The organism is Undibacterium cyanobacteriorum (genome assembly GCF_031326225.1).
GTDB classification, from domain to species: domain Bacteria; phylum Pseudomonadota; class Gammaproteobacteria; order Burkholderiales; family Burkholderiaceae_D; genus Undibacterium; species Undibacterium cyanobacteriorum.
The window spans coordinates 600,008-626,363 of record NZ_CP133720.1 but is presented as its reverse complement, the minus strand read 5'-3'; the positions used below and the strand labels follow the sequence as shown (position 1 = coordinate 626,363).

The 26,356-nt window shown below is 48.4% G+C and carries 24 protein-coding genes; 9 read left to right on the top strand and 15 right to left on the bottom strand.

All coding sequences use genetic code 11. The features are described 5' to 3' along the window. Positions 1-142: 142 nt before the first annotated feature. Both RF679_RS02455 and RF679_RS02450 read right to left on the bottom strand, forming a co-directional pair. On the bottom strand, positions 143-979 hold the full coding sequence (locus RF679_RS02455; protein ID WP_309482647.1) for a hypothetical protein: 837 nt from the start codon (positions 977-979) through the stop codon (positions 143-145). Positions 980-1,025: 46 nt separating this feature from the next. Then, entirely contained in the window at positions 1,026-1,946 is a 921-nt protein-coding gene (locus tag RF679_RS02450; protein WP_309482646.1) for a LysR family transcriptional regulator, read from the bottom strand. A gap of 134 nt (positions 1,947-2,080) precedes the next feature. On the opposite strand from RF679_RS02450, the gene hmgA reads away from it, so the two are divergent. From hmgA to RF679_RS02425, 5 genes are all read left to right on the top strand, one after another. Next, a complete protein-coding gene (gene hmgA, locus RF679_RS02445; protein WP_309482645.1) occupies positions 2,081-3,376 on the top strand; it encodes a homogentisate 1,2-dioxygenase in 1,296 nt (431 codons plus the stop codon). Between the two features lie 106 nt (positions 3,377-3,482). Further along, positions 3,483-4,808 (top strand): fumarylacetoacetase, encoded by a 1,326-nt coding sequence (gene fahA / locus RF679_RS02440; RefSeq protein WP_309482644.1) that lies wholly within the window; start codon positions 3,483-3,485, stop codon positions 4,806-4,808. 185 nt (positions 4,809-4,993) lie between these two features. Next, the gene (locus RF679_RS02435; RefSeq protein WP_309482643.1) at positions 4,994-5,875 is read left to right on the top strand and encodes a substrate-binding periplasmic protein; all 882 of its coding nucleotides are present in this window, start codon (positions 4,994-4,996) and stop codon (positions 5,873-5,875) included. Positions 5,876-6,351: 476 nt separating this feature from the next. Beyond that, positions 6,352-7,803, top strand: a complete 1,452-nt coding sequence (locus RF679_RS02430) for a sigma-54-dependent transcriptional regulator (protein ID WP_309482642.1) — start codon at positions 6,352-6,354, stop codon at positions 7,801-7,803. Next, positions 7,793-9,055 (top strand): sensor histidine kinase, encoded by a 1,263-nt coding sequence (locus RF679_RS02425; protein WP_309482641.1) that lies wholly within the window; start codon positions 7,793-7,795, stop codon positions 9,053-9,055. Before RF679_RS02430 ends, RF679_RS02425 begins: the two co-directional genes overlap by 11 nt. A gap of 41 nt (positions 9,056-9,096) precedes the next feature. Here the strand turns inward: RF679_RS02425 and RF679_RS02420 are convergent, their stop codons facing one another. The 4 genes from RF679_RS02420 to RF679_RS02405 all read right to left on the bottom strand — a co-directional run bounded on the left by RF679_RS02420 (position 9,097) and on the right by RF679_RS02405 (position 14,419). Further along, positions 9,097-9,849: a DUF6090 family protein gene (locus RF679_RS02420; protein WP_309482640.1), complete on the bottom strand. Its 753-nt coding sequence runs from the start codon at positions 9,847-9,849 to the stop codon at positions 9,097-9,099. Between the two features lie 126 nt (positions 9,850-9,975). After that, entirely contained in the window at positions 9,976-12,363 is a 2,388-nt protein-coding gene (locus tag RF679_RS02415) for an ABC transporter permease (RefSeq protein ID WP_309482639.1), read from the bottom strand. Positions 12,364-12,379: 16 nt separating this feature from the next. After that, a complete protein-coding gene (locus RF679_RS02410) occupies positions 12,380-13,060 on the bottom strand; it encodes an ABC transporter ATP-binding protein (protein WP_309482638.1) in 681 nt (226 codons plus the stop codon). Positions 13,061-13,129: 69 nt separating this feature from the next. Then, positions 13,130-14,419, bottom strand: a complete 1,290-nt coding sequence (locus RF679_RS02405; RefSeq protein ID WP_309482637.1) for an efflux RND transporter periplasmic adaptor subunit — start codon at positions 14,417-14,419, stop codon at positions 13,130-13,132. A 535-nt stretch (positions 14,420-14,954) separates the two neighbouring features. On the opposite strand from RF679_RS02405, the gene RF679_RS02400 reads away from it, so the two are divergent. Together RF679_RS02400 and RF679_RS02395 are read left to right on the top strand one after the other, a co-directional pair. Next, positions 14,955-16,811 (top strand): pre-peptidase C-terminal domain-containing protein, encoded by a 1,857-nt coding sequence (locus RF679_RS02400; protein WP_309482636.1) that lies wholly within the window; start codon positions 14,955-14,957, stop codon positions 16,809-16,811. Positions 16,812-17,058: 247 nt separating this feature from the next. Continuing rightward, positions 17,059-17,397 (top strand): zinc ribbon domain-containing protein YjdM, encoded by a 339-nt coding sequence (locus RF679_RS02395; protein ID WP_309482635.1) that lies wholly within the window; start codon positions 17,059-17,061, stop codon positions 17,395-17,397. A 94-nt stretch (positions 17,398-17,491) separates the two neighbouring features. Here the strand turns inward: RF679_RS02395 and RF679_RS02390 are convergent, their stop codons facing one another. Both RF679_RS02390 and RF679_RS02385 read right to left on the bottom strand, forming a co-directional pair. Continuing rightward, entirely contained in the window at positions 17,492-17,842 is a 351-nt protein-coding gene (locus tag RF679_RS02390) for a hypothetical protein (protein WP_309482634.1), read from the bottom strand. 60 nt (positions 17,843-17,902) lie between these two features. Further along, the gene (locus tag RF679_RS02385) at positions 17,903-18,424 is read right to left on the bottom strand and encodes a hypothetical protein (protein ID WP_309482633.1); all 522 of its coding nucleotides are present in this window, start codon (positions 18,422-18,424) and stop codon (positions 17,903-17,905) included. Between the two features lie 217 nt (positions 18,425-18,641). Between RF679_RS02385 and RF679_RS02380 the strand changes: the two genes are divergently transcribed. After that, on the top strand, positions 18,642-18,929 hold the full coding sequence (locus RF679_RS02380; protein ID WP_309482632.1) for a hypothetical protein: 288 nt from the start codon (positions 18,642-18,644) through the stop codon (positions 18,927-18,929). A gap of 62 nt (positions 18,930-18,991) precedes the next feature. Here RF679_RS02380 and RF679_RS02375 read toward each other — a convergent pair whose 3' ends face one another. Next, positions 18,992-19,360, bottom strand: coding sequence for a YfeK family protein (locus tag RF679_RS02375; protein ID WP_309482631.1), 369 nt, complete (start codon positions 19,358-19,360; stop codon positions 18,992-18,994). Between the two features lie 310 nt (positions 19,361-19,670). Between RF679_RS02375 and RF679_RS02370 the strand changes: the two genes are divergently transcribed. Further along, positions 19,671-20,033, top strand: a complete 363-nt coding sequence (locus RF679_RS02370) for a hypothetical protein (protein ID WP_309482630.1) — start codon at positions 19,671-19,673, stop codon at positions 20,031-20,033. A gap of 73 nt (positions 20,034-20,106) precedes the next feature. Here the strand turns inward: RF679_RS02370 and RF679_RS02365 are convergent, their stop codons facing one another. The 6 genes from RF679_RS02365 to RF679_RS02340 form a co-directional block, all read right to left on the bottom strand. Next, positions 20,107-20,919: a glucose 1-dehydrogenase gene (locus RF679_RS02365; protein WP_309482629.1), complete on the bottom strand. Its 813-nt coding sequence runs from the start codon at positions 20,917-20,919 to the stop codon at positions 20,107-20,109. A gap of 267 nt (positions 20,920-21,186) precedes the next feature. Continuing rightward, positions 21,187-23,364 (bottom strand): sensor histidine kinase, encoded by a 2,178-nt coding sequence (locus RF679_RS02360; protein ID WP_309482628.1) that lies wholly within the window; start codon positions 23,362-23,364, stop codon positions 21,187-21,189. A 249-nt stretch (positions 23,365-23,613) separates the two neighbouring features. Then, positions 23,614-24,048 (bottom strand): pyrophosphatase, encoded by a 435-nt coding sequence (locus tag RF679_RS02355; protein ID WP_309482627.1) that lies wholly within the window; start codon positions 24,046-24,048, stop codon positions 23,614-23,616. 51 nt (positions 24,049-24,099) lie between these two features. Continuing rightward, positions 24,100-24,744 (bottom strand): hypothetical protein, encoded by a 645-nt coding sequence (locus RF679_RS02350; protein WP_309482626.1) that lies wholly within the window; start codon positions 24,742-24,744, stop codon positions 24,100-24,102. 98 nt (positions 24,745-24,842) lie between these two features. Then, positions 24,843-25,139: a hypothetical protein gene (locus RF679_RS02345; protein WP_309482625.1), complete on the bottom strand. Its 297-nt coding sequence runs from the start codon at positions 25,137-25,139 to the stop codon at positions 24,843-24,845. Positions 25,140-25,242: 103 nt separating this feature from the next. After that, positions 25,243-26,319 carry a GNAT family N-acetyltransferase gene (locus RF679_RS02340; protein WP_309482624.1) on the bottom strand — a complete coding sequence of 359 codons (1,077 nt, stop codon included), beginning with the start codon at positions 26,317-26,319 and terminating at the stop codon, positions 25,243-25,245. Positions 26,320-26,356 lie beyond the last annotated feature (37 nt).

Genomic DNA, 26,356 nt, shown 5'->3' with positions numbered 1-26,356 from the left:
TACAAGGTTCTATTTTTGTATTGTGTTTCAGTTTGAAATGCGCAGGTCGTGCTACTGATCTGCTTACAACGAGAATGTGGAATCATCGCTCAATTTGAGTGGCCCTAATGGTTCAGGCACAGGCTCAGGCTCAAGCTCAAGCTCAACTTCCATTTTGTTTCTTCTTACTTTCCAAGAAAACCTGTTGCTGAATCAGTTGTTCAATCGCATGCTGTTGGGTGACTTCTTGCAAGGCTTGCTGATGGAGGCAGAGACCTTCCTGCAATAAAGCGAGTTGCGAATACAAAAGTTCGTGCGCTGTCTTGCCATCCAACTGTGTCGCTTGATCTCGCGCCTCAGGTGAGACCTGAAGATAAGCATGCAAGGTATCCGGCCAATAGCGCCCAATGAATTCCCGCAAATAAAACTCGCGTTCAAGGTCGGTGCGATGACTCTGCCCGGCTTGATAAAGCGACAGTTGTAAGTCGATCACGCGACTTAACAGCTGGCGCATATCGCTCAGCATTTGCTGTAGTTGCACATCACTCTGTTGCGTGACCCTTTCCAATAGATCGTCCAGTTTCTGAAGATCATCAACTTCGAACCAGCTCAAACTTTCCAACAACTTTGTTTGTGTCTTGAGCGTCTGCCTCAACCACAGCCCTGACCCGACCAAGGCAATGAATCCTGCCCCCAGCATCCAAGCATTTCCATTCACCAATGCAGCCACGCTTACAAATACTGATGGTATGAACGCCATGGTTGCAGGCAGGCGATAAATTGGCGCACGCAAATGTGATCTTGAGAAGTTCTCGGGCATCTGCTTTGCTTGCAAATACCTATGTTTGATCGCTTCGATTTTCTTCGCCTCGAGAGGATGCAAGGTCGCTGTCTTTGCGAGCGGTTTGACAGCGGTGCGGGCATTGATTGGAGCAGTCGAACTAGGCAGATTTTTCTCTTGATCGCTCATATGCACGGAGAATAAAAGAAAGTGGACCATCGCCGCTGATCATAACATTGCGCTTGCGTTTCGCAACGCCACTGCTTTAGATGTCCGCAAATAAATCGACCAAACATTGACGCATCCACTGATTACCTTCGTCCTGAGCAAAACGTCGATGCCAAAAAATGTTGGTCTGCAAAGGCGGCAATTTTAAGGGGACTTTGCTGTACGCAAGACGAAAATGTTGTGCCGCTGTAGCCGCCAGTTTTTGAGGGACAATCGCCACCAAATCGGTATGACTAAGGACATAAGGCACAGCAGAAAAATGTGGTACTGTAAAATTCGCCGAAGCGCTAATCCCGGCTTTCTCTAAGGCCAAATTAATTTTGTCGTAGGGACTCTCCTTGGTGGAGACGATCAAGTGTTCAGCATTCAAAAAAGCTTTCAGATTGATCTCATCCCGCAATAAAGCATGATGCTGACGGTGCAAACAAACGTAGTCCTGTTGAAATAAGCGTCGGTGATACAAAGCGCCCGAAACTTCGTCGAAGGCGCCTAATGCTAAATCGATGCGCCCCGTTTCCATCTCAGCCATCAAATCAACGCTACTCGCCCGTACCGTCGCAATTTGAATCTGCGGCGCATGCTGCTGGCAGTATTCGACCAAAGTGGGCATGAAATACATTTCTCCGACATCGGTCATGGCGATCGTGAAACGTCGCTCACTGCTCGGGCCGTCAAAGCGCTCTTGTTGGTTCAATGCTTTGGTGATGGTTGCCAGTGCTGCTGCGACCGGATCCGCCAATTGTTGGGCCAAGGGCGTGGGTTGCATGCCAAGCGAAGTCCGCACAAACAGCTCGTCGTTGAAGGTCTTGCGGAGCCGTGCCAAAGCATTACTGACCGCTGGTTGGGACAGATTGAGCTTACGTGCGACGCTGGAAATTTGCCTTTCTTGAAATACTTCTTGAAAGACAACCAACAAATTTAAGTCTATGTCTTTGGCTTCGATCAAATCCCACCCCATTATTGATTTTGTGAATGTTCCACATTTTAGTATTTATATCGTAAAAAAAGGAGGATTGCACTACATTAGCGGCTAAATCATCAAACCAAGAACTGACCACTGCGGTCCACGCTTGTCTTCACATGGAACTCACTATGACGAATCTCTACATGAGCGGCTTCGCCAACGAATTTGCGACAGAAGCCTTACCGGGTGCATTACCGAAGAATCAAAACTCACCGCAACAATGCGCTTACGGTTTGTACGCCGAACAGATTTCGGGTACAGCGTTCACCGCACCACGCCATTCCAACCGTCGCTCATGGACATATCGAATTCGCCCTGCCGCGATGCATCAACCCTTCGTGCAAATCGACAACGGCAACATGACGAATGATTTCTCTCCGGTGTCAAGTTCACCGAATCAATTACGTTGGGATCCACAACCGATGCCAAGCGCGCCAACCGACTTCATCGAAGGCTGGTTGACTATGGCTGGGAACGGCTCAGCCGATTCGCAAACAGGCTGCGCGATCCATTTGTATGCGGCCAACAAAGACATGATCGACAAGTTTTTCTACGACGCCGATGCTGAGCTGCTAATCATTCCTCAACAAGGTCGTTTGCATCTCAAAACAGAGATGGGTCTGATCGATATCGAACCACATGAAATTGCAGTCATTCCACGCGGCGTACGTTTCCAGGTAAGCTTGCCCGATGGCGAAGCACGTGGCTATGTTTGCGAAAATTTTGGCGTGATGTTGAAGCTGCCAGATTTGGGGGTGATTGGTTCGAATGGTTTGGCCAACCCACGTGATTTCTTAACGCCTTGCGCATGGTACGAAGATCGCGAAGGAGACTTCCAATTAGTCGCCAAATTCAGCGGCAATTTGTGGAGTGCAAAAATCGGTCACTCGCCTTTGGATGTGGTGGCATGGCACGGCAATATGGCACCGTACAAATACGATCTGCGTCACTACAATACGATAGGTTCGATCAGCTATGATCACCCTGATCCATCGATCTTCTTGGTCTTGCAATCACCAAGCAATACACCGGGCGTAGATACCATCGATTTCGTGATCTTCCCACCGCGTTGGCTCGCTGCAGAAAACACTTTCCGCCCACCATGGTTCCATCGCAATATTGCGAGTGAATTTATGGGTTTGATTCACGGTCAATACGATGCGAAATCAGCAGGCTTCCGTCCTGGTGGTGCTAGTTTGCACAACTGCATGAGCGGCCACGGCCCTGATGCACCGACCTATGAAAAAGCCAGCACGATCGATACCAGCACGCCGCAAAAAGTCGACAACACCATGGCCTTCATGATCGAAACCTGCACCATCATCAAACCAACCCGTGCGGCGATGAATTCACCACAATTGCAGCCTGATTACTACCAATGCTGGCAAGGGATTAAGAAGAATTTCAATCCGAATCAGAAATAAGTAGGCAGTACTTACTCAGCCAGAATACACCGTTCGCCATGAGCAGCTTTGATCAGAACGTGATCAAGCACATCGCGAACCATATGATTTTTTGTGAAAGCACACCATGACAGTACAACTAAATGAAACCCATGCACCACACTTGAAAAGTTGGGTCGCGTCGGCCAACGATGGTCAGACTGATTTTCCTATCCAAAACTTGCCTTTCGGTGTGTTCCGCCGTGCAGGTAGTCACGAGCATTTCCGCATCGGCGTTGCCATTGGCGATCAAATTCTTGATCTGCATCTGGCCCAACAAGCAGGCATTTTCGCCGAAGTGACCAACTCAGCCTTGGCCAATGCACTAGCAGCATCGAGCTTGAACGCCTTGATGAACTTAGGGAATGGCGTCGCTTCGCAAGTCCGTTTGGCATTGTCGAAAGCCTTGCGTGAAGGTGCGACCGCCCAAGAAAAATTAGTCGGCGCATTGATCGCACAAAGCGAAGCCGAATACGCTTTACCTGCACAAATCGGTGACTACACTGACTTCTACACGTCGATTCATCACGCCACTTCAGTCGGCAAATTATTCCGTCCTGATAATCCATTGCTGCCGAATTACAAGTGGGTGCCGATTGGCTACCATGGTCGTTCGTCCTCGATCGGCGTATCTGGCCAACAGTTCCGTCGTCCCGTCGGCCAAACCATGCCTCCCAATGCCACAGCGCCCAATTTCGGCCCTGCCAAACGGATGGACTACGAATGCGAAGTTGGCATGTTCATCGGCCAAGGCAATGCACTCGGTGATGCGATTGCGGTCGATCAAGCCGAACAACATGTCTTTGGTTTGTGCTTGTTAAACGATTGGTCTGCGCGTGACGTACAAGGTTGGGAATATCAACCACTCGGCCCATTCCTCGCTAAGAATTTTGCATCGACCATTTCTCCATGGGTCGTCACCATGGAAGCCTTGGCACCGTTCCGTACACAATGGACGCGCGATGCGGCTGATCCTCAACCATTGCCGTACTTGGATTACCCTGACTTGCGCGAACAAGGTGCGTTCGATATCGAATTGGAAGTCTTACTGCAAACCGAGAAAATGCGTGCTGAGGGCACCGCTCCTCAACGTTTATCGCTCTCCAATTTCCGTCACTCGTATTGGACGGTATCGCAAATGGTGGCACATCACACGGTCAACGGATGCAACTTGCAAGCGGGTGATTTCCTTGGCTCAGGCACTCAATCAGGACCACGCCCAGAGGAAGCAGGCTCCTTGTTGGAACTGACCGAAGGCGGCAAGAAACCGATCGTGTTCAGCAATGGCGAGCAACGCGTCTTTATGGAAGACGGCGATAGCATCATCATGCGTGGCTGGGCGCAAAAAGATGGCGCAGTACGAATTGGTTTTGGCGCTGTCGAAGGACGCTTATTACCAGCACGCTCGTTCTAAAAAATCCGTTTCTGCAATTTAGACAACAGCTTGGGAGACTAAGCTGTTGTTTTCTTTTTGTAAGCGCGGTTTTCTCATATAAATTTCACTGCGTGCTGTTGTGCTTTCTATTCAGCTATAGCAAGCTATCTACATCATTGAAGTTGGTGACCTCACGTTTTTTGTATCAATGAAATATTGCTACCATGTTTTACCAACTACCGCTCTCTGACCATTCTATTTTCACTACGGTTCGCATCTCGGCTGCAGCGAAGTGTGTGCTGGCGGCATTCGCCATCACGCTGTCAATCAGCACACTAGGTGTAGCACAGCAAATCGTTGCGTCAAAGATGGCAACACCGTCAGTACCCAAAATTCCGCTGATGGTCAGTGAAGAAATCGGCGATGATCTGAGCCCTAGTCCATTGCCGCCAGAGACCCGCGCTGTTCTGAAATTTCTTGAAAGCCAGCTCGATATTCAATTCGAATTGCGACGTCAACCGTGGAAGCGCGCCTTGGATCGAGCGATGGTCGGCGAAGGTTTGATCTTTGGTGTATCGAAAACCAAAGCACGACTCAAGGTACTCAATTTTTCTGAAACCTTGTACGAAGATGGGGTGTGGTTGGTGAGTCGTTGTGACGCCACCTTTCCGTTCAGGACGCTCGAAGATCTCAAGGGTAAAACCATAGGCGTAGTACGTGGTGCCAGTTCGGGAGAAGAATTTGATGCGCAGGCCAACAAGCTGTTTCGTGTCGAGGATGACACTGGCGCCACACAAGGTCGCTTCACCAAACTCGCACAAAAACGCATGGATGCTCTCGTGTTTTACAAGGCCAATAGCACACCAGAGAGACTAAGCGAAGAACTGAATCGTCTTTACACACCACCAGCCTTCGCCCATACCAAGTTGCAAGGAAAACCGCTATTTTGTGTCTTACCGCAAACGATTACCACCACCAGCATTCATATCGGTCTCGCTAAAACACAAGACCAAAGCCTCATACAACGGATCAACCAAGCCATTTTGACAGGTCGCAAAAATGGTAGCTTGCAAAAAATAATCAGCGCTGAACAAGATAGAAACTGATAACCAACATTACCGTCTACAACGCACAGCAATACCACACAACAAATACTAAGCTGGCGAGTTTAATAAAGCGCCAGCGACTTTTCCTCTTCTTCAATGATGATTTGACGTTCTCGATCGACGATAAGCTTGTCGATAAGTTCCTAGGGTTCGATTTCATGATTCCTCCTTTAATCATAATAAGAGAAGCAAGTTCCATACCCCCTGCTTTTAGTCGTATTCATTCAACGAGATTAGTGAAGATCTACACTGCAACCGAGAGTGTTTTTTAGATTTCTATCCGAGCGATCGCATTAGAACGAAGATGAGCGATTCTGGACACATGAGATTGCTATGTCCGTATCCGAACACCACCGCAATCGGTCTCAGTATCCATTGGCGATTGCTGACTCTGTTTTTTACCACTTTCCTTGATAGGCGGTTACGCCAAGGATAGAATGAGCCTTTGTGCAATTTTCCACATACTCGCGCACTCTATGGTCAATTCAGCTTCTCAGTCAGCCCGTATTCTGATTATCGACGATGATCCCGACGTCGCCGTCGCAGCGCAAATGTTGCTACGTCGACGCTATGATGATATTCAAGTGATTAGCCAAGTGAGTCGTGTCGCAAGTCATCTCAAACAGCACTTGCCTGATGTCGTCTTGCTCGACTTTAATTTCACAGCGGGGCGCACCGATGGAGCGGAAGGCTTAGCGATGTTAGACCTACTGCGCCAGCAAAACCCCGCTCCAGCTGTAATCGCCATCACTGCTTATGCCGATGTGCCATTAGCAGTCGAAGCCTTAAAACGCGGCGCCAGTGATTTCATTACCAAACCCTGGGAAAACGCAAAATTACTGAGCACCATCGAAACCGCCCTAGCGCGCCGACAAAAACTCAAAGCAGAGCAAGCCGATGCCTTGAGTATGTTGATGGGACAATCGCGGGCGATGCAAGAATTGCGGGCCATGATTCACCACGTTGCACCAACCGAAGCGAATGTGTTGATCCTGGGTGAAAACGGCGTCGGTAAAGAGCTCGTCGCGCGCGCGATTCATGCGTGTTCTCCGCGTAAGCACGCTAGCTTCCTCGCCGTCGATATGGGCACCGTCCCCGAATCCACTTTTGAAAGTGAAATGTTTGGTCATCGCAAAGGCGCTTTTACCGATGCAAAAAACGACCGCCAAGGGCGCTTTCAAGCAGCGAGTGGTGGTGTCTTATTTCTTGATGAAATCGGTAATCTTGCGATGGGTGGTCAAGCTAAATTATTGACCGCACTAGAGCGCCGTGAAGTAACGCCAGTCGGTGCCGACAAACCCGAAAAAATTGATGTACGCATCGTCAGCGCGACCAATCTTTCCGAGGTCAGTTTATTCACACCAACCGTCTTCCGTACCGACCTTTTGTTCCGTCTGAATACCATAGTCTTGCGTGTACCAGCCTTACGTGAGCGTAGTGAAGATATTCCCGAACTGATCGAACATTACCTGCGTCAATATGAGCAACAATATCAACGAAGCGCCAAGCCAATCGCGCTCACTGCATTGACCCAGTTAAGAGAATTCCAGTGGCCCGGCAATGTGCGGTCCTTGAAGCATGCCTGCGAACGTGCGGCGATTTTAGCGCAAGGTAGCGAATACTTATTCGAAGATTTTGGTTTATCTTCGATATCGCACAACGGCAATACGCACTCGCCTGCAACGATCAGTGCGCCCCACGAAAACTTGTCAGCCAATACTCCAGTCGTGCAAGCACAAACCGCAAGCTCGCCTTTGACAAATCCAAGTGTCGGACAAAACACCGATCAATTCAAACTCTCAGAATTAGAAAAAGAGACCATCAGCAACGCGATTGCCGAAGCCAATGGCAATATTAGTCAGGCAGCTAAACTACTTGGCTTGAGTCGCGCAGCCTTGTACCGAAAGTTGGAGAAGCATGGAATCTGAGCAATACAAAACACAGAATGTGATTCCGAACTTGCCTTTGATTGTCGGGATCGCTCTCTTACTGAGCGCAACGTCCTTAGGCACAGCTGCGCTCGTAGGTCAATTCATCGAATCCAAGCGCATGATGGTCGCTGCGGCTTTGTTGCTGACCCTTGGATTCATCATTTTATTGGTTTGGCTCAAAGGCATCAAAGCACGCAAGATCGTCATTATTCCTGAAGCAGTGCCGCTAGCAAGTCTTGGCGAAATCGATGCCAACACCAAGTTCCTTGAGTTGGAAAGTCGTGTCGAGCACGCTCCGATCGCCTTATTTGCAGTGCGCACTGATCAACCCGAGATTCGCCCCCTCAATGGGAATGCCCGCCGAATTTTAGCCCCTGGGCGGAGTAGCAATACCGAACAGCTGTTCGAACAAATTCGCAGCAACACCTCTGGCAAGCGCGCGATGATTTTATTCGAAACCGAACAAGGCTTAGAGCGCGCCTTGCTCGCTTCCAGCGACATCTATCTGCACGGCGAACAGCAGACCATGGTGGCTTTGATGCCAGTGGAAAGCGAATTGCAACTCGAGGCGCAAAACGCCTGGCTGAAGTTAATTCATGTGTTAACGCATGAAATCATGAATTCCTTAACGCCTGTTACTTCACTCTCGCGCACAGCACAAGACTTATTGAGCGATTGCAAGACTCAGTTACAAACACCAGACTTCGACGATCTTCACACGGCGCTTGACGCCATCCATCGACGCGCGCGAGGCTTGGTCGAATTTGTGAGTAGCTATCGCAGCCTCTCCAATGTGCCAACGCCCAAGCCTGAGCAGGTACCCATCCATGACTTTCTCAACCGTTTGGCTGCACTCAGCAATCATCAATGGCATCAACGCAATGGCCGTATTATCATCACCTGTGAGCCCTCCAATTTGTGTGCAGTATTCGACCCGAATCAGCTCGAACAGGCGTTCATTAACTTGATCAAAAACGCGGAAGAAGCAACGGCTCAGAGCGAACATCCAGAACTTCAAATTCATGCCAAGCTCACGCGTGGCAACCGACTGCGCATTGAAATCAGTGATAACGGACCTGGCGTTCCGGAAGACCTGATCCCGCAAATTTTCACACCCTTTTTCTCGACCAAAGAACGTGGCAGCGGCATCGGGCTGGCCTTAGTAAGACAACTTATACAGGGCAATGGCGGCACGGTGCGTTATGCACAACGCCTGCAAGGTGGCGCCCTATTCATTATTAGCCTGTAAGACGTTTCGCCGCAGGCCAAAATACCGGGCGCCAGCTTGCATCACTTCTCTTGCGAAAAAAAACTCGACTTTTCGTTACCAGGATAGGTTTGATCGATATCCTTAATGATTTGAGTTCCCAGCTCGATGTACTGCCGATATTGCTCCAGCAGTTCGGCGCGATCGATAGCGCGTTCGCTTAAATGATGCCCCTTGCGGCTCGTGATGAGCGCAATATGGTGCTTAAAATCACCGTCTCCATTAAAGTCATTTTCGACAAAGTCCTGCAGACGATTCTGGCGTTGCATCCACTCTATTTCCGCTTGCTTTACTTGAGGCAAATAACTTTGATAAAGCTTAGTGACACGTTCGAGCAGGATATTATTCTCAATCGTGATCAACTTACCACTCGAAGTAAAACCTTCGTAGCGACTATTTTGTGGATTGAACAAGGTCTTCTTACCTATCATCGCGAAGGCTTGATCGAAAATGGTCTCATCGGTCTGCTTCGTGCTCGGCAACTGCGCCAGATAACGATACTTCTCTTCCAAGGTCTGATCTTGATTTTGGATGATGTAGAGCTGATTAATGTCAGCGCGAAGGTCCCGCTTCAAGCCGAGCAAAAACGAGCGTACTTGCTGCTGTTCGTGACGATGTTCACCAATGCTATGAAACCAAATACTAAGACTCACCGCGAACACAATAATCGCGATTTCCAATCCAATTTCTTTTACTTTATGCCACTTATCATGCTCGCTATCAGCCACGATATCAATCACATTCTTTGTATGATCTGCGATTTCTTGAAACGCCATATTGATTCTTCTCTCAAAACAAAAACCTCGCACCTCAGCAGCCGAATATAGCTAAGGTTAGTCAAACCCAAAGAACGTGGACGACCATCCACGTTCTTTGGCAGGACGACACAACTAACTACTTAATTAGTCACGCAATACCTGCACTGGCGCAATCCGGACTGCGCTAAAGGTGTGACGTAGCGTCGACAAGACTGCCACTACGATGCCCACCAATAATGCTCCTACAATTGTATTCACACCGATCGGAGCACGTTCCAGAAAGCCTGATAAGTAATCTTGGATTCTCCAATAGGCAATCGGCAAGCCGATCAGCGCCCCAATGCCAATCAAAATGAAAAATTCTTTAGCTAACAACTTGGCAATCGCCGAATTATTGGCACCATAAAGTTTCCTCAATACGATTTCTTTCGTGCGTCTTTGCACGCTATAAGCCGCCAATACATAGATACCAAATGCCGCGATTGCGATGGTGATAAAACTGGCACCGGTCAGTAAGTGCGCGATGCGCAAGTCTGCTGCGTTTTGATCTGCAAAGTCCGCCTCCATCGTGCGCATGCGTATCATCGCGTTCGGGAAGTACCGACTCCACATACTTTCAATTGCGGTTTGTAATTGATCTTTATTGGATTCGGTTCGAATTGTAAAAGTCGAGCCCCAATTTCCAAACCCATAATAGGTCGCCTGATCCGGCTGGCGCGGGTCAGCATTGCGAATGTCCGCAACCACTCCGATAACAGGAAGCGTTGCGCCGCGCTGGTTGACGACTTTGCCGATCGCTTCTTCATTACTAGAAAATCCTAATTTCTTCACTGCGCTTTCGTTAAGTACGATACCAGGACTGTGCTCCAATTGATCAAGTGCTGAGTCAAACAATCGACCAGCCTTTGCTGTCATGCCCAATGTTTCAAAGTAGGCGGGATTCACAAGTAGCCAGCGCAAACTCACTTTAGGTTTACCTTCTAATGCCACTTCATCCGCATTGTGAAGGCTACGCGGCCCTTCGTTGGCAACTGTCACTTTGGTCACGCCAGGAATTCTCTTTAGCGCATCGTAAAAAGCACGGCCAGTACTATCTTTCAGACCCGCTGGCGCATCCACCACAACCAGTTGTTGCGCATCAAAACCGGGACTGAGCTGAGTAAGAAATTTGGTTTGCCATGTCACAGCGATCGCTAAGGCTGATAGCCCCATGGCCGTCGCAAACTGCGCGATGGTGAGAATGCGGCGCACTTGCAAACCACTCGCGGTTTCTGCATTGCCGCGACCAGCCAAAGCCGCTGTCGGCAAGACTTTCAATGCGGTCCAAGCAGGATAAACGCCGGACAACATTCCCAACAGCACGCTTGATAAGAAACATAGGGTGATAGACCAAGCATTAAAAATATTATCTAGCTTTAAGTTCACCATATCCATGAAGGTTGGCAGTATCAACCACGCCAATAACAGTCCCAATGCAGCCGCAAGCACGCACACCAAAATGGACTCGCTCAGAAACTGGCGCAATACTCGTCCCGCACTGGCACCTAACACTTTGCGCATGGCAATTTCACGTTGACGTCGTACTGACCGTACCGTCGCCAAATTCAAATAATTAGTCATCGCCAGCATCAAGATCAATATCGCGATAGCACTTAAACCGATTAATATCTTTGGATCGTTAAGCTGAGCTGAATTCATGTTTGGGTCAAGATTCAATTCACGTAGCTTTTTGATTTTATATTCAATCAGTTCGCCGCCATTTAAATCTTTCAGACGTGGCTTCACATACTGATCGTAAAATTTACTCTGCTTAAGGCCATCATAGATTGCCTTTTCCGCCGCATTGATGGTGGTATTGCCGGTAAATCGCATGAATACCATGCCATTGGTCGAGCCCCAATTTTCAATCGCATTACGGCGCCATCCATCTTCCCAGGTTGCGCTATTAATGCCGCCCAAAGCTTGAAATGGCGCAGCCGTATTGCTTGGTTGATTCGGTAACAGTGCCGTGACTGTGTAAGTCTTACCGTCGATTAAGACGGTCTTGCCAACTACATCAATATTGCCAAACAGTTTTACCGCAGTTTTCTCGGTCAATGCGATGGCATCGGGACGCTTAATCGCGGCATCGAGATCGCCACTGATGGCTTTAATGCCGAAGATTTTTTTGAAATCCAAATCAACCAAACTCAATTCGATTGACTGTACTCGCTCTCCATAACGGACATCCACTGGGCGCGGCGAATATACCGAGGCGATCAGCGGCAAGCCACTATTAACCAGTGCTTCACGCCCTTTGAAAGGAATCGCACCATTCCAGTTATTGAAACCTTCCATGTGCCATTTTTCGTTGGCGTAATACACTTGATCCACATCCGGCACATGCGTATCAAAATTAGTTTGATAGCGAACCAAGCCCAGCAACAGAAAGCAAACCGCGAAGCCAATCGATAGACCGAGAATGACAATGGCTGAATAACTCGGCTCTTTGATGAGCAAACGCCAACCAATTTTAAAATCACGAAAATTCATTATGTTGAACTCCTTTTTAAGCCGCGCGCAAAGCGTCGACCACAATACGACCATCCAACAAATGTAGTGTGCGAGACGCTTGTGCGGCATGGGCTGGTGAGTGTGTCACCATCACCACGGTCGTGCCTTCTGCATTAATTTGACGCAGCAATCGCATTACTTCATCACCATGTGCCGTATCCAAATTACCAGTCGGTTCATCCGCTAATAGAATCGCCGGATTGGCAACCAGTGCGCGTGCAATCGCCACCCTTTGTTGCTGACCACCGGAAAGCTGCGACGGTCTGTGATTCGCACGATGGCTCAATCCTAATTTGTTGAGCATGGCGGCGACGCGCTCTTTACGATCCTTGCTTGGTGTATCGGTGTATTCCAGCGCTAGCTCAACGTTCTCAAAAACCGACAATTCTTCAATCAAATTGAAGCTTTGAAAAATGAAGCCTATGCGTCCTCGACGAAGTTGATTGAGTTGAGCTTCGCTATAGCCAGCCACATTCTTTCCATCAAACCAGTACTCCCCTTGATTGGGAACATCAAGCAAACCAATCAAACCTAATAAGGTGGACTTACCACAGCCAGAAGGCCCCGTGATGGCCACATATTCTCCCGATTCAATTTCTAAATTAATTTGATCCAGGGCGGTCGTTTGGACTTCACCTGTAATATGGGTTTTACTCACTCCGATAAGTTTGATCATGCTGATTCCTTGCAAAAAATGGGAGACCGCGTTCAGATTGATGGCGATCTACTGAGTTAATTCAAATGTTTACTTTTGATTGATTTGTAGGCGTTGCGTGGATTGATAGCTCACATAACTTGAGACGATCACCTTCTCGCCGGCACTCAAGCCACTCAAGACTTGTACTTGGCGATTACTGCGATGCCCTAATTGAATGGTGCGACGTTCAGCAGTCTTGCCGTCTTTGCTCACGACAAATACGGCTGTTCCACCGGTATCGTTGATATAGGCGCCCATCGGCAATATCAAACCTGGACTCGGATCACCGAGCGTGACGTTGACGTCGAAACTTTGACCAGGATTCATTTTCTCTGGATGCTTATCGATGAACTTCAACTCCGCCGTAAAGCGCCCCTCTTTAATTTGCGGAAACACATTCATCACTTCGACGGCGTATGTGTTATCACCAACACGCGCGGTACCGCGATATCCGGGAGAAATTCGACTCAAATAAAATTCATCAATCGGGGCGACCAACTTGAAGACTTTGGGATCGTCAATGCGACCAAGTCGCTTGCCGGTTGCCACCGATTCGCCAACTTGCAACTGAAAATCCGTCAGTTTGCCGTCAATCGGAGCCCGCACCGCGAGTGCCTCCAGGTTTGAAGTCACCAACTTCAGGCCTGCTTGCAAACCATTGATACCGGTCTCCATCTGTTCCAAGGCGACTTTACGAACGTTCTCTTCATTGGCTTGCGCCTGCTTCTCTTCATTGACAGCGAATTGTTGGCGATCAAGTGCATCCTGTGATTCTTCCAATGCGGCTTGCGAAATGAAACCTTGCTCAGCTAAGCGCTTGTTACGCTCATGCTTCTTCTTCAATTGCCCCAACTCGAACTCCAGTGATGAAAGCCGACGCTGATGATCTGTCGCTGCCGCTTGAAAGCCGACCCGCAGATTGGCCATATTCGAGATCTGTTGCGTGTGCTCACCTTTACGCTGCAAGAGATCCAGATTACGTTGAGGGTTGGACAGACGGAATAAAAGCTGTCCCTTTTTAACCATCGTGCCATCTTGCACAAATACTTCCTCAACGCGGCCGGATTCAACGGAGTCGAGGATCACCGAGTTGAGCGGCTGCGCATTGGCACGCACTGCAATCTCGTCCAAGAAGGTCCCTTGTTCAACACTTTGAATGCGCAGGTCGCTCGATTGAACCTGCATACCTTTCGGTAGTAAGCTCCAGATCCCCACGGCAACCAAGCTCGCCAGTACGGCGTAAGCGCCTATTCGGATGAACTTTTGCTTCGTGTTCTTGGGTACTGCTTTGTCCATTGCGGCACCAGTGATCGGCGTTGCGGTGTTTGTTTGATCCATCTTTCAACCTGTCTTCTTCAAATTTTCTGGCCAGCTTGGCCGGCATCTAATGCATCGGCTACGTCTGTCGCTCTTCACTCATCTCAACTATCAGCACAAAATGCAAAGTTCATGCCATCTCACTTTCGACGCTTATTCAGCCACTTGCACCCCAAAGTTGTTCATTTCCGAACACTAGGTTGTCCGTTTTCCGAACACCATGGAGTTCCGCACGACCAAACTTCAAAAATATACAAACGAACAACAGCACAAAAAGAAATAAGTATATTTACTAAAAGTAAACAAAAACATCGGATTGTTGTCGGGATTCGACTTGAGGTGTCGAAAATATACAGAACTAAAAATAAATACAAATTTCACTAAAAAGAAGCCAAATTATCTATACATCCTCGACTCTCCTCATATATTTAGCGAATATTTGAAGCCGTGGTTCTGTGATTTACTTGACGCTCACGTTCGAAAAAATAGTTTTTTAATATTATTTCGGCGTGTTCAGTGATCTCATAAAAATCAAAGGACAATATCGGAGGCAAGCATGAAAGAAAACTATTTGCATCACAAAGCACAGGGCATTCGTAACAGGAGTTTGATGGTACTCATGGCCCTAGCGGGAATTTCCAGCGTGGCACAAGCACAAAGCATTGCCAGCACACCCAAACAGATCGGCACCGTCGACGCAGTGATCAACAGCTTAAGCAATCAGCAGTCCATCAATCCGATGGCTCGCTCAGTGGCCAATACAAATGGCCTAGAAACTATCGTCAGCCACGTCCATAACAAAGATGGGCAAGTTTCGATTACTGGTCGTGCCGCAGACAGCAATAATTCGACTTTCTTCCTCAAAGGAACAAATAAATCTTTGCGCGGCTACATGATCAAACACGATAGCAAACGTGCATTCGAATACAGCACCGATGCGAACGGCATCGTGTCCATGGTGGAGGTGCCCATTTCAAAAGTCGTTCCTGACTATGATGCGAAATGGATCAGCGCGACCAATGCCGCAACTGCCACCATCACCAGTGCGATTCACCCAGTGTATAGCGCCTTTGCACAACGTCAGGCACCCCACATCGGCCCATACAACAATGAAGATGTGACTAAGCTCGAAAGCAAACCTGGTAGTCCATGGGTTTTCTATTTGAACACCACTGCTGTCATGAGTGGTTCCACACCACTCAACGGCGTCACCAAAGAAAACATGTATCGCGCCTGGCAAGTGGTGGCGAGTCAGTACTCGATGTACAACATCAATATTACGACCAACGCTGCAGTCTACAATGCAGCGAAATCGGCCAACATCTTGCGCACGGGCGTGATTAATTTCGTCAATCAAGATGGGCGCTCCTTCGCGCCACTATCGTCTTTCGGCACAACATCAGCAGGCACGCTGTACCGCAACCCCTCCTCAGGTTTTGACTACGGCTACGGTATCGGTATGACCGCAGCACATGAGGTCGGCCACCAGATGGGCATGTCGCATGACCATGGCGGCACGGGCGGCGAATATTTCGAAGGTATCGCGGCTTATCAATGGGGGCCTATCATGGGTAACTATTGGATGGGTGCCAATTGGGGAGCAAGCCTCTGGACATGGAGCAAAGGCGAGTACAACACCGCGACCAATTTCGAAGACGATCTACGGATCATGAACGTCAACGAGAGTGTCCCTTACGTGACCGATGACAACGCGAGTGGAAAAGCCCTCGTGATCAACAATACGGGTGTGATTGGTCCTAAAGATAACTTCGGCCAAATCGAAAAAACCGGTGATACCGACGCCTTCACTTTCACAGTCACAGGCAATGGCAAACTGGATCTCAAAATTGACCCGATCGAATATTTCGGTATGCTCGATGTCGATGCGAAAATCTATAACTCCGCCAACACGGTGGTGGCGAGTAGTAATAAGTCCGTCAACCGCTCGGCCGAATTCGTGGCCTTGAATCTGCCAGCGGGCAACTACCGTTTGGTGATCACGGGTGGTGCAGAAGGCACGCCTAAAAACGGGTTCTCTAACTACTCATCTTTAGGTTATTACGCCATGAGCGGGACATTAGTTGGCGCGACACCTCCAGTTGAAGTGGTACTCACGAGCGGTGTCGGCCTGGCCAATCAAAGTGGCGCAGCGGGTAGTTGGAACTACTACGCCATTGATGTGCCGACTGGCAAAACCAGTGTTGTGTTCTCGATCAATGGCAGCAATGGCGACGCGGATCTGTTCTCCCAACTCACCACGAAACCTACAACCACGGCCTATAAGTGCAAATCCGACGGTTCCACCTCCGTAGAAACTTGCACAGTAAACGCACCTAGCGCCGGTCGCTACTATCTCGGCGTATATGGCTACAGCGCTTACACCGGTCTTACTGTGAAGGCGACTGTGAACTAAACTTTGTAATTCACAAAACTGACTCTCAAAAGCGCAATCAGGTATCTATTCAAATACTTGTTTCCATACTAGAGATGTCAAGAAAGCAGGTCATGGTGCACAACACCATGGCCTGTTTTTTTACGTTCAAAACAAGTGTCGATGAGTGAATCTTCACATGATGCCGGCGATATCCCTACATTTTCTAGGGTTTTATCATTAAATGAACTATACTAGCGCCCCTGTTCTACATCTTCGAAATTGCATCATGTCCAACTCTATTCCTGCCTGCCCAGTATGCGGCCAAGAAAATACTTATCCTGATTCCGAAAATTTCGTTTGCGCTGATTGTGGCCATGAATGGCCTATGCAAGCGGCGGCGGAAGAAAACGACGAACGTATCGTCAAAGACTCCAACGGCAATGTACTTCAGGACGGCGATGCGGTCGTCATCATTAAGGATCTCAAGGTGAAAGGATCTTCAACCACCTTAAAACAAGGTACCAAAGTCAAGAGCATCCGTATTGTGAGTGGTGACCATGAGGTGGATTGCAAGACCGATGCAGGTAGTTTCATGCTGAAAGCCTGCTATCTCAGAAAGGCCTAAAAGGCTTGCATCTGATAGGCGGGTAGGTATGCATCAGTCACCACCTACCCGTGTATTCCTTTCACGCCAGCTGCTTTTTTGATCCCAATCGTCATCAATGTCCAGGAAGCACAGGCACGGGCAAGACTAATCCTGTTGCTTGCGACAGCGCCTTCCAAATCACGCCAACAATCGCCCTCCAAACTTTTTCGACGCTGGCTAATAGCAAACCCCGTAAAGTCTTAACGAAGCTGAGGCTCATGTCCTCAATCGCATCGAGAAAAAAATCCTTAGTCTCATCCGTAATTTGTTTGCTGGCAATGCCAATCGCGACGAATTCAGTCTGTTTCGCAATCGCGTCTAACTGCCGCTCGGAAAAGCCACGAAACGCCGTGAGGTCGGCGTTTAAGACGGCGCTCGCGGCCATCTTCATATCTAGTACGAGTTGATTGGTGTCGATGCTCATGATTGTTTCACTGCTTCCCAATATCATTGTGATTGAATTGGTTGAACTCTAAGGGTGAATTCAACGCTGCAAAAAATTCTCGTAGGTGATAGCCTGATCCAAATAAATACTGACTTGCTGCTTAAAGGCAATCACCTCATAGCTAGTCAGTCCTTGCTTCATATCGGTGTCACGCATTTTAGTCATGGTTTCGCTAATTTTCTTCATCGCGTACACGCTAGGGATTTTGATCTCCGCAGTGTTAGCACTCGCCGGCAACATCTGATCAAGCGTGTTGTTCAAGCGTTCGCTGGCCTGATTCTTGGGAACTGGACGCGCATTGGCGGCGATAATAAGTGCATCCAATTTACCAATCACTTGCGCATATCGTTCAGCGCGGTTGGCGTAATCATACTGTTTCGTTCCCGTATCAACACTCGCGAACAAAGTCATTGTCTCGGTGTTAGCAACATTCAAAGCATCAATCACTGCTTTATCATATGGTGGGACCAGAGGTAGGCTGCAGCCCACCAAAAGGACTGATAAGGCCAGTATGAACGAAGCCCAATACCCTCGAAACCACCCCACTACGCGTGTATTCATCGCTATCTCAACTCAAAAATTCAAACTTAAAGTGCCGTCGGTTATACGATTCCCATCGTTTCAAACGGCACGGCTATAGTCTATTATAGAGTGCTCAGAATCCGAAAAATCTTGCTATTTTCAAAATCTTCACTATGCTGCATTCAAGCTTGAATACCGCTCAAGCGACAGCAAAACGGAAGTCTGCAATCTCATCAATCAAGCCAAACAGACCATCATGAAAATCAGCCAATCCACGATTTCTCTCGTTCTCCGCAGTAGTATTGCTGCAGGTGCTCTTGTGACACTGCTGTTGGTGTTCGCGAACGATGTATTTCCGCAAGTCGCCTTCACCAAATTACTCTTCACCACACTGAGCGCATGCCTCGCGATTCTAATGATGGCAATTGCTGTCATTTACCTCAAAGCCAACATCAATCAGTTCGTGCTACGCCATCGCGGCGTTGACACAGCGTGGCTATGGTTCGCGCGCAATCCGCCAGGCATCGATCACATCGAGAAGTAATGCGCTATCCGCGAATTCGCTCAGCTCCACCACTGCATTACTCGATTCGCCAACACTCCTCGCTATTTTTTTGCCCGCATATCGCGCAGACTGGCTAATAACCATTCTGCGCTGTTCTGTGCAGGAGCATCGCCGCATTTAACCTGATAGGGTTTGCCGCTCATACTGCTTTTTGACGCGGCTACTTCGATAAATTGCTCTGCGCTCGCCACCATCTTTTTCTCGAGAACATAATCAAACTTCTTGGCCAGATGTTCTTTGGCTTCTTGGGCTGAATACCAACTTCCGTTACGATTGAACTGACACCCAGAGCCTGCTAATCGTTTCAATAAACCATCGACTTCAGTCTTACTCTGCGGAGGCATCTCAACGGCAAAAGATGGCAAGCAAAAAAACAAACTCATCGCCAACAACAATCCGATTTTCTTCATTGACTCAACTCTCAAAAATGTTTTCCTAAGCCTAACAAGTGAAGGCATTCAGGTGGGCATCATAACCTAGAATTTCCTTCAACAACACGGAAGATAAATCACAAACTGTCTTGGCAGCTTGGCATTCGCTCTCCTTCTTCATTATTCCTTCACAGTCTTTACTTAGACTGAGCCTATCGACCATCGCAAGGATTGTGAGCGCTGACTAGTCACCTCCCATCGGCGAGCACTCGATCAAATCTAACAATCTATTTTCGAACGCTAAAAACATTTAAGCCACTTAACCTACACACATACTGAAGAGGACCATATGAAATCGCCTGCCACTTCTCGAACGCTCTCTCAAACACTCATCGCACTCGGCGTCGCCCTCCTATGTGCCACAAGTTTTGCCCAAGCCTCTGTTCAACAGACAAACAATATGGACGCACGTAGAGATGAGCCACGTCGCGAGCCACCACCACAAGCCTTTGAAGCGTGCAAAACGAAGAAGGTAAATGATGTGGTGGAGATCACCACACCACGTGGCGACAAGATGAAAGGGACGTGCGTTGAATCTGCCAAAGGCTTATTCGCCCGCCCCGAACACCCACCTCGCCCACCGCGTGAGAACGGCGAGGAGGGCAAAGATCGACGCCCACCACCGAAACAAGCACGTGAAGGTGAAAAATAGAATGTAACCAAATCGGGAAAATTAAAATCAGCTAACGATGCGTATCGATTGGAATTCGATACGCATCTTCCCGCTAGCTTTCACGCGGCGGGCTAGGCTTTTGCGAGGCTCCCGCAAGCATGCCGCCGTCGATATTCATTTCACTGCCGGTGATATAAGTAGCCTCATCTGAAGCTAACAAAACAGCCAAGGCTGCCACCTCGTCTGGCGCACCGAAACGCTGCAATGGACAATCTTTCACGAATTCGCGCATACGCGCTTCACGTTCCACACCGCTCCCGAGCAAGGGTTCCCACATCGGGGTCAGAATCGCGGCAGGATGAATGGAATTGCAGCGAATCGCCAAACCTTGTTCGGCACAATACAGAGCCACCGACTTCGTATGATTTCTGATGGCAGCCTTCGACGATGCATATGCGGCAGCACCAGGAATGCCGACCAAGCCAGAGCGCGAAGAAATGTTAATAATCGAGCCCTTAGCTTGCGGTCGCATAGCACGAATCGCCGCGCGACATCCCAAGAAACAGCCGTCGAGATTGGTTTCGTGCACAGCGCGCCAATCGCTCAATGAAGCATGCTCAGGATCATGTGCGCACAGACCATTTTCGAAACCGGTAATGCCCGCATTATTCACGAGTACATCAAGACGACCGAAGCGCGATTCAATCTCAGCAGTCACTCTCGCCCAATGCTCTTCCCTGCGTACATCAAGATGAAAATACAGTGCTCTATCTCCAAGCGCATGCGTTTGCGCTTGCCCTACATCATCGTCAATATCAGTAAGAACAACGATCGCATCTTGCTCGATGAAGGCACGCGCAATCGCTGCGCCTATGCCACGTGCCGCGCCCGTGATAAGGGCGACTTTATTGTTTAGTCTCGACATAAACTATCCTACAAAAATTTTTGAAGCGACCGGCAGGATGCCTCATCAAAACAAGTGATGAGTAAGTAGCACGGCATGGAGGTTCAATTTTTTTAAGCGAGGATAGTGTTCATTCAATCGTCTCTAGGCGTCTTGCGCAAATCAGTCGTGAAAGTGATGAGCAGTGTCGTGTGGCTGTCGCTGATGAGGAATTGAAGAGTTCCATTCAAGCCTACTGACTATTCATTCAAATTATTGCAACATCAATTATCAATTGAATGTCATATTTTACACATCCAACATGAGCCTTGGTAATCGTATCCAGAAGACAGTCTTCATTTTCTCTTCTGAGTAGAATCCAATTTCGCCTTGCATTTTCTCGATCAAGGATTTGGAGATATGTAAGCCTAGTCCAGCACCTTCTTTTTGGCGCGTCGAGGAATCGGTCGCTTGGGCAAATTTTCCAAAAATGCGGTCATGAAATTCAGCAGGTATACCGCGCCCGTGATCTTCGACTTCAATCACATAGTGTTCGGGCTCATCTTTCAAACGCACATCGACCACATCGTGTTGATTGGAAAATTTAGCCGCATTTGATAAGAGGTTAGCCAGTACCTGCATAATCCTATCACTATCGGCCAACACGATGGCCTGCGTTAATTGAGTGTGAAGCTGATAACTCACCTGGTAAGTTTCAGCATACGGTGCATTTGATTCGATGGCATGTTCGATCACCTGACGCAGATCCAGTTCTTGCATATTCAAGCGCATTTTGCCTGTGGCGAGCTTCTCCATATCCAAAATGTCATTCACCAGCGAAGTTAATCGCTGGCTGTTTTTGTGGGCAATCTGGATCAAGTGCAAAGCCTTCGGTGGTAGTTCGCCCATCACACCTGATTCCAATAAGCCCATCGCACCACGAATCGACGTCAGTGGCGTGCGCAGCTCATGGCTAACAATGGAAATGAACTCTGACTTCAAATGATCAATGCGTTTTTGTTCCCTGAGGTCTAAAACAAAACCAACCCATTCGTTCTCGCTTTCGGCTAATTTCGCGACCCCAAACATGACAGGAATGATCAGGCCATCTTTGCGCACCAACTGCGTTTCAAAAGGCGGAACAGATTCCGCTTGATCTAAACTTCGAATCGCATTGATTTGTCGCGTCAACTCAGGAATTTGTCCAAACTCAAACCAATTCGCTTCTGAGTTTTCGACTGCCCTACGCTCTAATCCGAGCATCTGTAACAACACATCATTGGCCTCAATCAAGACGCCCGTTGCATTGCCTTGCAAGATTCCGATGATGCTGGAATTCATAAGCCTTCGTAGACGCTGCTCGCTTGCTTCAAGTGCATGATAACTATCAAGGACTTCTTGCTCCAACTTCTTGTGACGTGCCTCCACCATAGCCTGCTCGGTAATATCGTAGATGTATCCATGCCAAAGGACGCTGCCATCTGGTAAGCGTTCTGGCTGAGCTTGTCCACTTCGCCAGCGCAATCCTTGTTCAGGTAACACAACACGATATTGTGCGCGCCAAGGCTTTAAAGTTTGCGCCGACTCTCGAATCGAGGCCACCACCATTTCCGTATCATCAGGATGTATTCTTTGCAGCACCGCTGAAGCATCTTCGATTAAATCCTCAGCGCGCAATTCGTACATCTTTTCAATACCGACGCTGGCAAAGGGAAAACAAGTACGTCCATTCTCAAAGCGCTGATACTGGTAAATAGTACCTGGTACTTGACTCGCAAGTCGTTCAAACAAGCGCGTTTTCTCTAATAGTTCTCCCTCAACTCGGTGATGCTGTTGAGCATAACGTTCATTGCAAAGAAGCACAAAACCGAACGACAACAGTACCGAGAACAAGAAAAAGATCACTAGCGAGATATCTTTGAATGCGCTCCCACTAAATGCATTTTGTACAGGTGCTGTTTCAATAAACGCGAAGTTAAAGGCGCGAACCAACATGAAACCACCTGAGAACAAATACAGGCCGTACATGAAACGGCTGCTCGGCATGTGCCGTGCTCGTTGACGCAACAATCTGGCACTCGCCAAAGTGATTGCCGCAACAAATGCAGATATCAAGACAGATCGAACTGCGACATCATTTTTTTGCAAAGTAAAATAAATTAAACCTATGCCCAATGCAGTATGACCAAACAGCCAATACTTTCGATGGCCGCGATGTCCCAAAAAGTCGGACAGGATCAGGTGATACATCACAAGGGCGCCAACAATACATAGATTGCCGACCAAGATGGACCACAGCTCAGGTACCTGTCCGCGCAATATTCCAGAAACAATCCAACCACCTGCCTGCACGAGAGTAGCAATAGCCCAGTGGGACACACCTCGAATATTCCCGAGCGGCCCACGGGCAACCAAGGCCAATCCCAAGGCAATCAGCAAGGTGCTAATCGTGATAATAGAAATGACGGTACGGGCATCTAAAAGCATCGGTTCTTCACTAACTCAAGAATTTTAGAAACTCAATTAATGCACTAAAGAAACACTAACTTACCACCAAGTGCTCAAAACCGCCATCATCGACCTTTAGCTATACAGACGTGAAAACGACAAATCGAAATATGAGTGCAATTAAATAAAGAATCAACATTAACGAAAGAATGAACGAAACTCATGAACATCCAGAAATAAAAAAGCGGCCTAGGCCGCTTTCATGCTTTACCACAGCTTATTTATGATTCACGCCAAACCTTGCTGCCCCTCAAGCAACTCACGAATCTTCGGTTCGGGCTTCCAATAATTCGGTCCCTTCATCACCTTGCCACGCTCGTCATAGATAGGCAGGCCATCGGCACCCAACTTAGAGAAATTAGATTGCATGATGATTGATAGCACCTGGTCCAAAGGCAAGCCAAACTTCGCCATCTCGGACGCGCAATAAACTTGAATATCGCCAAGTAAATCGGCCAACATGGTCAGCGCTTCCAACGGTTCTTTTCCTTCTTTGAGCGCAGTGATAATTTCATCGATTTCATGTACTTCTTCGATCAAAATATCTTTGAAGGCAAGCAGACGCTCAGCGGCTGGCACACCCACTTCTAGCGTTGGCTGTGCATTCACAGGCAACTTATAAATGCCATTAAATTTTGCGATATCTTCAGCAAACTTACTCATCGTCTCGACTTTCCTTATTTACTCTTCATTTACTCTTCATTTACTCACAATTTACAGTAACGTTTTCTTGCTGCGGACCCAAAAATATCGAATGAGAAGCAGCACAAATAGCAAACCCAACCAACGCATTGGGCGCAAGGCATCCTTCCAAGAATCGTCAGCAACACCATTCCACACTTCGACCTCAAGTCCCTCGATATTCACATTCTCGGACTTCAGTAAATCAATCACTAAAGCGACGGTCTTGCTCTCTCCGAAGCGCACAGGTGCTCCCGCTTTGGTCAACACAACACTCATATCGCCCTCAACATCTTGCTTGGCAAGCGGAGGAAATGCGCTGGTTCGAACACCACCATCCACCTCCCAACCGAGGCTCAAACTCGTCGAGATATCACCGCGGTAACGCGACTTTCCTGTGAGCTTGACCACCACCGTATAAGGACTCGACTCGCGCTCTACCATCAAGCGTGGGCCCACCCACCTAGCCAATGAGGGAGTACTGGGACTTGCCGTTGGCGCACTACGCTGCTGTTCGAGAAACTGATTGAATTGCGACAAGTCCTCAGCAACGAAGGTATATTTTGCGGCAATCTGTCGACCATATTGCGGGTCCGCCTGCCCTTTACTGCAGGCAACGCAGGCCAAGATCACGATCAAGAACGTGCCCAGCCGATTCAATAAAAGATTGATACGCATATTCAAAGAGGCAAAGCCACCAAAAATTTTCACTACACAGAGGATAGCAAAAAATTGGGGGGCTGATCGAGCTGATTGAGGCGATTACGGCTAAGTCTCTATCCCCGCGTTAAGCGCCATGATGAAAAACAACATAACGCCCAAATTCCAGGTACGCGGAAGGCAAATGTGAAAGCGATCACGAAGCTGAGTATGGACAGGAGCAAAGCCACATAAGCAACAGATCGTGAATAGCGCGGCATGAACCATAAAACACCGGCCATCAAGCTCATCCCTAACACTGTGAGTGCGGCGACACCGGCGTGGGCCTGACCAAACTGCATTGGATGCAGCCACATCTGGACATCAAGCATTTGATACCATGTCAAACCAGTTGGCAAAAAAAGTAAGCTCATCGCGATCGCCAACCCGATACTTAAAGCGGTGACATTCCGCATTCGAAAACTCAACTTCATAGCAGTCCTTCTCTCAATTTAAAAATTCATCCGCGTCGGCCATTCAGCTTGGGCCTAACGTCTTGACCAAGAAGCGCGCATCTTCGCCGTAGCTCGCAAGTTTTTTTTGAAAAGCCCCACCCACATCGATCGTCTTAAAACCATGCTTACACCAATATTGGGTGGAATCTTGCACGGCCACGAGTTGCACACTTTCAAATTTCATCTGCTGTGCGCAGCTCAAAATTTTGAGCAATAAGGCGGTGCTCACACCACTGCCTCGCGCGTTGGGGTCTACAGCCATATCATGCAAGTACAAGCGATCTGCCATCGGAGAAATTTCACAGGTCTCAGCATTCCAAGCAGGCAGATCATACTGCGCTACAGGAATCGAAAACACATAAGCGATCGGCTCATCATCCCTCTGCGCCACGAAGCAGGTGTGCGGGCTCGCTCGCCACTTCGCTTGAAGCGAACTAAGGTCCTCTTGCAGTTGTTGACCATAACAAGATGCTTGTATTTTTACCACCGCAGCGAAGTCACTTACACGCATCGCCCTAACCATACAAGCTGTTTCGGCGAATGCGCTTTGCTTTCCCGGCAGGGTGGCACGATTCTCATCAGCGTCACTAAAATGCAGACTGTACGAAGCCGCCTCCGCCGAGCTTGTCGTTTCGTTCATTATCATCCCACGCAACTGCAAACCCAGTTTCTCCAGAATACGTCGAGAAGCATGGTGATCCTCTTGCACCAAGGCGTGCACCACAAGCTTGGGATGGTTTTCTTTAAACGATAAAAAACAGGCCATCGCAAATTCGGATGCGTATCCTTTTCCCCAGGTTTCGGGCGAAAAACGATACCAAAGATTAGGACAAATTTGTCCCTCAAAATCTCTCAGAGTGAAACCGCCAAGGCCCAGTATTTTCTGCTGATCACGATCACAAATGATCCAAGGCCCGAAGCCATGCTGGTTCCAATGCTGCACCCAGTGCTCGATTTTCGTGCGCATCTCATCGAGCGTTCGAACGGGCGCAAGCGGGCTCAAAGCCGAGGTTCGCTGATCTGCATATAACTCAAATAAAAAACTCGCATCGTCCAGCGAGACAGGGCGGCATTCTAGGCGCGAGGTCAACAGCTTCATGTACTTCTAAAAAAACAGGGGTTCATACCACAATGGG

Bases quoted from the DNA above. Each gene is read 5' to 3' on its own strand.
- RF679_RS02455 (WP_309482647.1), bottom strand. From the start codon at position 979: ATGGTCCACTTTCTTTTATTCTCCGTGCATATGAGCGATCAAGAGAAA.
- RF679_RS02450 (WP_309482646.1), bottom strand. From the start codon at position 1,946: ATGGGGTGGGATTTGATCGAAGCCAAAGACATAGACTTAAATTTGTTG.
- hmgA (WP_309482645.1), top strand. From the start codon at position 2,081: ATGACGAATCTCTACATGAGCGGCTTCGCCAACGAATTTGCGACAGAA.
- fahA (WP_309482644.1), top strand. From the start codon at position 3,483: ATGACAGTACAACTAAATGAAACCCATGCACCACACTTGAAAAGTTGG.
- RF679_RS02435 (WP_309482643.1), top strand. From the start codon at position 4,994: ATGTTTTACCAACTACCGCTCTCTGACCATTCTATTTTCACTACGGTT.
- RF679_RS02430 (WP_309482642.1), top strand. From the start codon at position 6,352: ATGGTCAATTCAGCTTCTCAGTCAGCCCGTATTCTGATTATCGACGAT.
- RF679_RS02425 (WP_309482641.1), top strand. From the start codon at position 7,793: ATGGAATCTGAGCAATACAAAACACAGAATGTGATTCCGAACTTGCCT.
- RF679_RS02420 (WP_309482640.1), bottom strand. From the start codon at position 9,849: ATGGCGTTTCAAGAAATCGCAGATCATACAAAGAATGTGATTGATATC.
- RF679_RS02415 (WP_309482639.1), bottom strand. From the start codon at position 12,363: ATGAATTTTCGTGATTTTAAAATTGGTTGGCGTTTGCTCATCAAAGAG.
- RF679_RS02410 (WP_309482638.1), bottom strand. From the start codon at position 13,060: ATGATCAAACTTATCGGAGTGAGTAAAACCCATATTACAGGTGAAGTC.
- RF679_RS02405 (WP_309482637.1), bottom strand. From the start codon at position 14,419: ATGGATCAAACAAACACCGCAACGCCGATCACTGGTGCCGCAATGGAC.
- RF679_RS02400 (WP_309482636.1), top strand. From the start codon at position 14,955: ATGAAAGAAAACTATTTGCATCACAAAGCACAGGGCATTCGTAACAGG.
- RF679_RS02395 (WP_309482635.1), top strand. From the start codon at position 17,059: ATGTCCAACTCTATTCCTGCCTGCCCAGTATGCGGCCAAGAAAATACT.
- RF679_RS02390 (WP_309482634.1), bottom strand. From the start codon at position 17,842: ATGAGCATCGACACCAATCAACTCGTACTAGATATGAAGATGGCCGCG.
- RF679_RS02385 (WP_309482633.1), bottom strand. From the start codon at position 18,424: ATGAATACACGCGTAGTGGGGTGGTTTCGAGGGTATTGGGCTTCGTTC.
- RF679_RS02380 (WP_309482632.1), top strand. From the start codon at position 18,642: ATGAAAATCAGCCAATCCACGATTTCTCTCGTTCTCCGCAGTAGTATT.
- RF679_RS02375 (WP_309482631.1), bottom strand. From the start codon at position 19,360: ATGAAGAAAATCGGATTGTTGTTGGCGATGAGTTTGTTTTTTTGCTTG.
- RF679_RS02370 (WP_309482630.1), top strand. From the start codon at position 19,671: ATGAAATCGCCTGCCACTTCTCGAACGCTCTCTCAAACACTCATCGCA.
- RF679_RS02365 (WP_309482629.1), bottom strand. From the start codon at position 20,919: ATGTCGAGACTAAACAATAAAGTCGCCCTTATCACGGGCGCGGCACGT.
- RF679_RS02360 (WP_309482628.1), bottom strand. From the start codon at position 23,364: ATGCTTTTAGATGCCCGTACCGTCATTTCTATTATCACGATTAGCACC.
- RF679_RS02355 (WP_309482627.1), bottom strand. From the start codon at position 24,048: ATGAGTAAGTTTGCTGAAGATATCGCAAAATTTAATGGCATTTATAAG.
- RF679_RS02350 (WP_309482626.1), bottom strand. From the start codon at position 24,744: ATGCGTATCAATCTTTTATTGAATCGGCTGGGCACGTTCTTGATCGTG.
- RF679_RS02345 (WP_309482625.1), bottom strand. From the start codon at position 25,139: ATGAGCTTACTTTTTTTGCCAACTGGTTTGACATGGTATCAAATGCTT.
- RF679_RS02340 (WP_309482624.1), bottom strand. From the start codon at position 26,319: ATGAAGCTGTTGACCTCGCGCCTAGAATGCCGCCCTGTCTCGCTGGAC.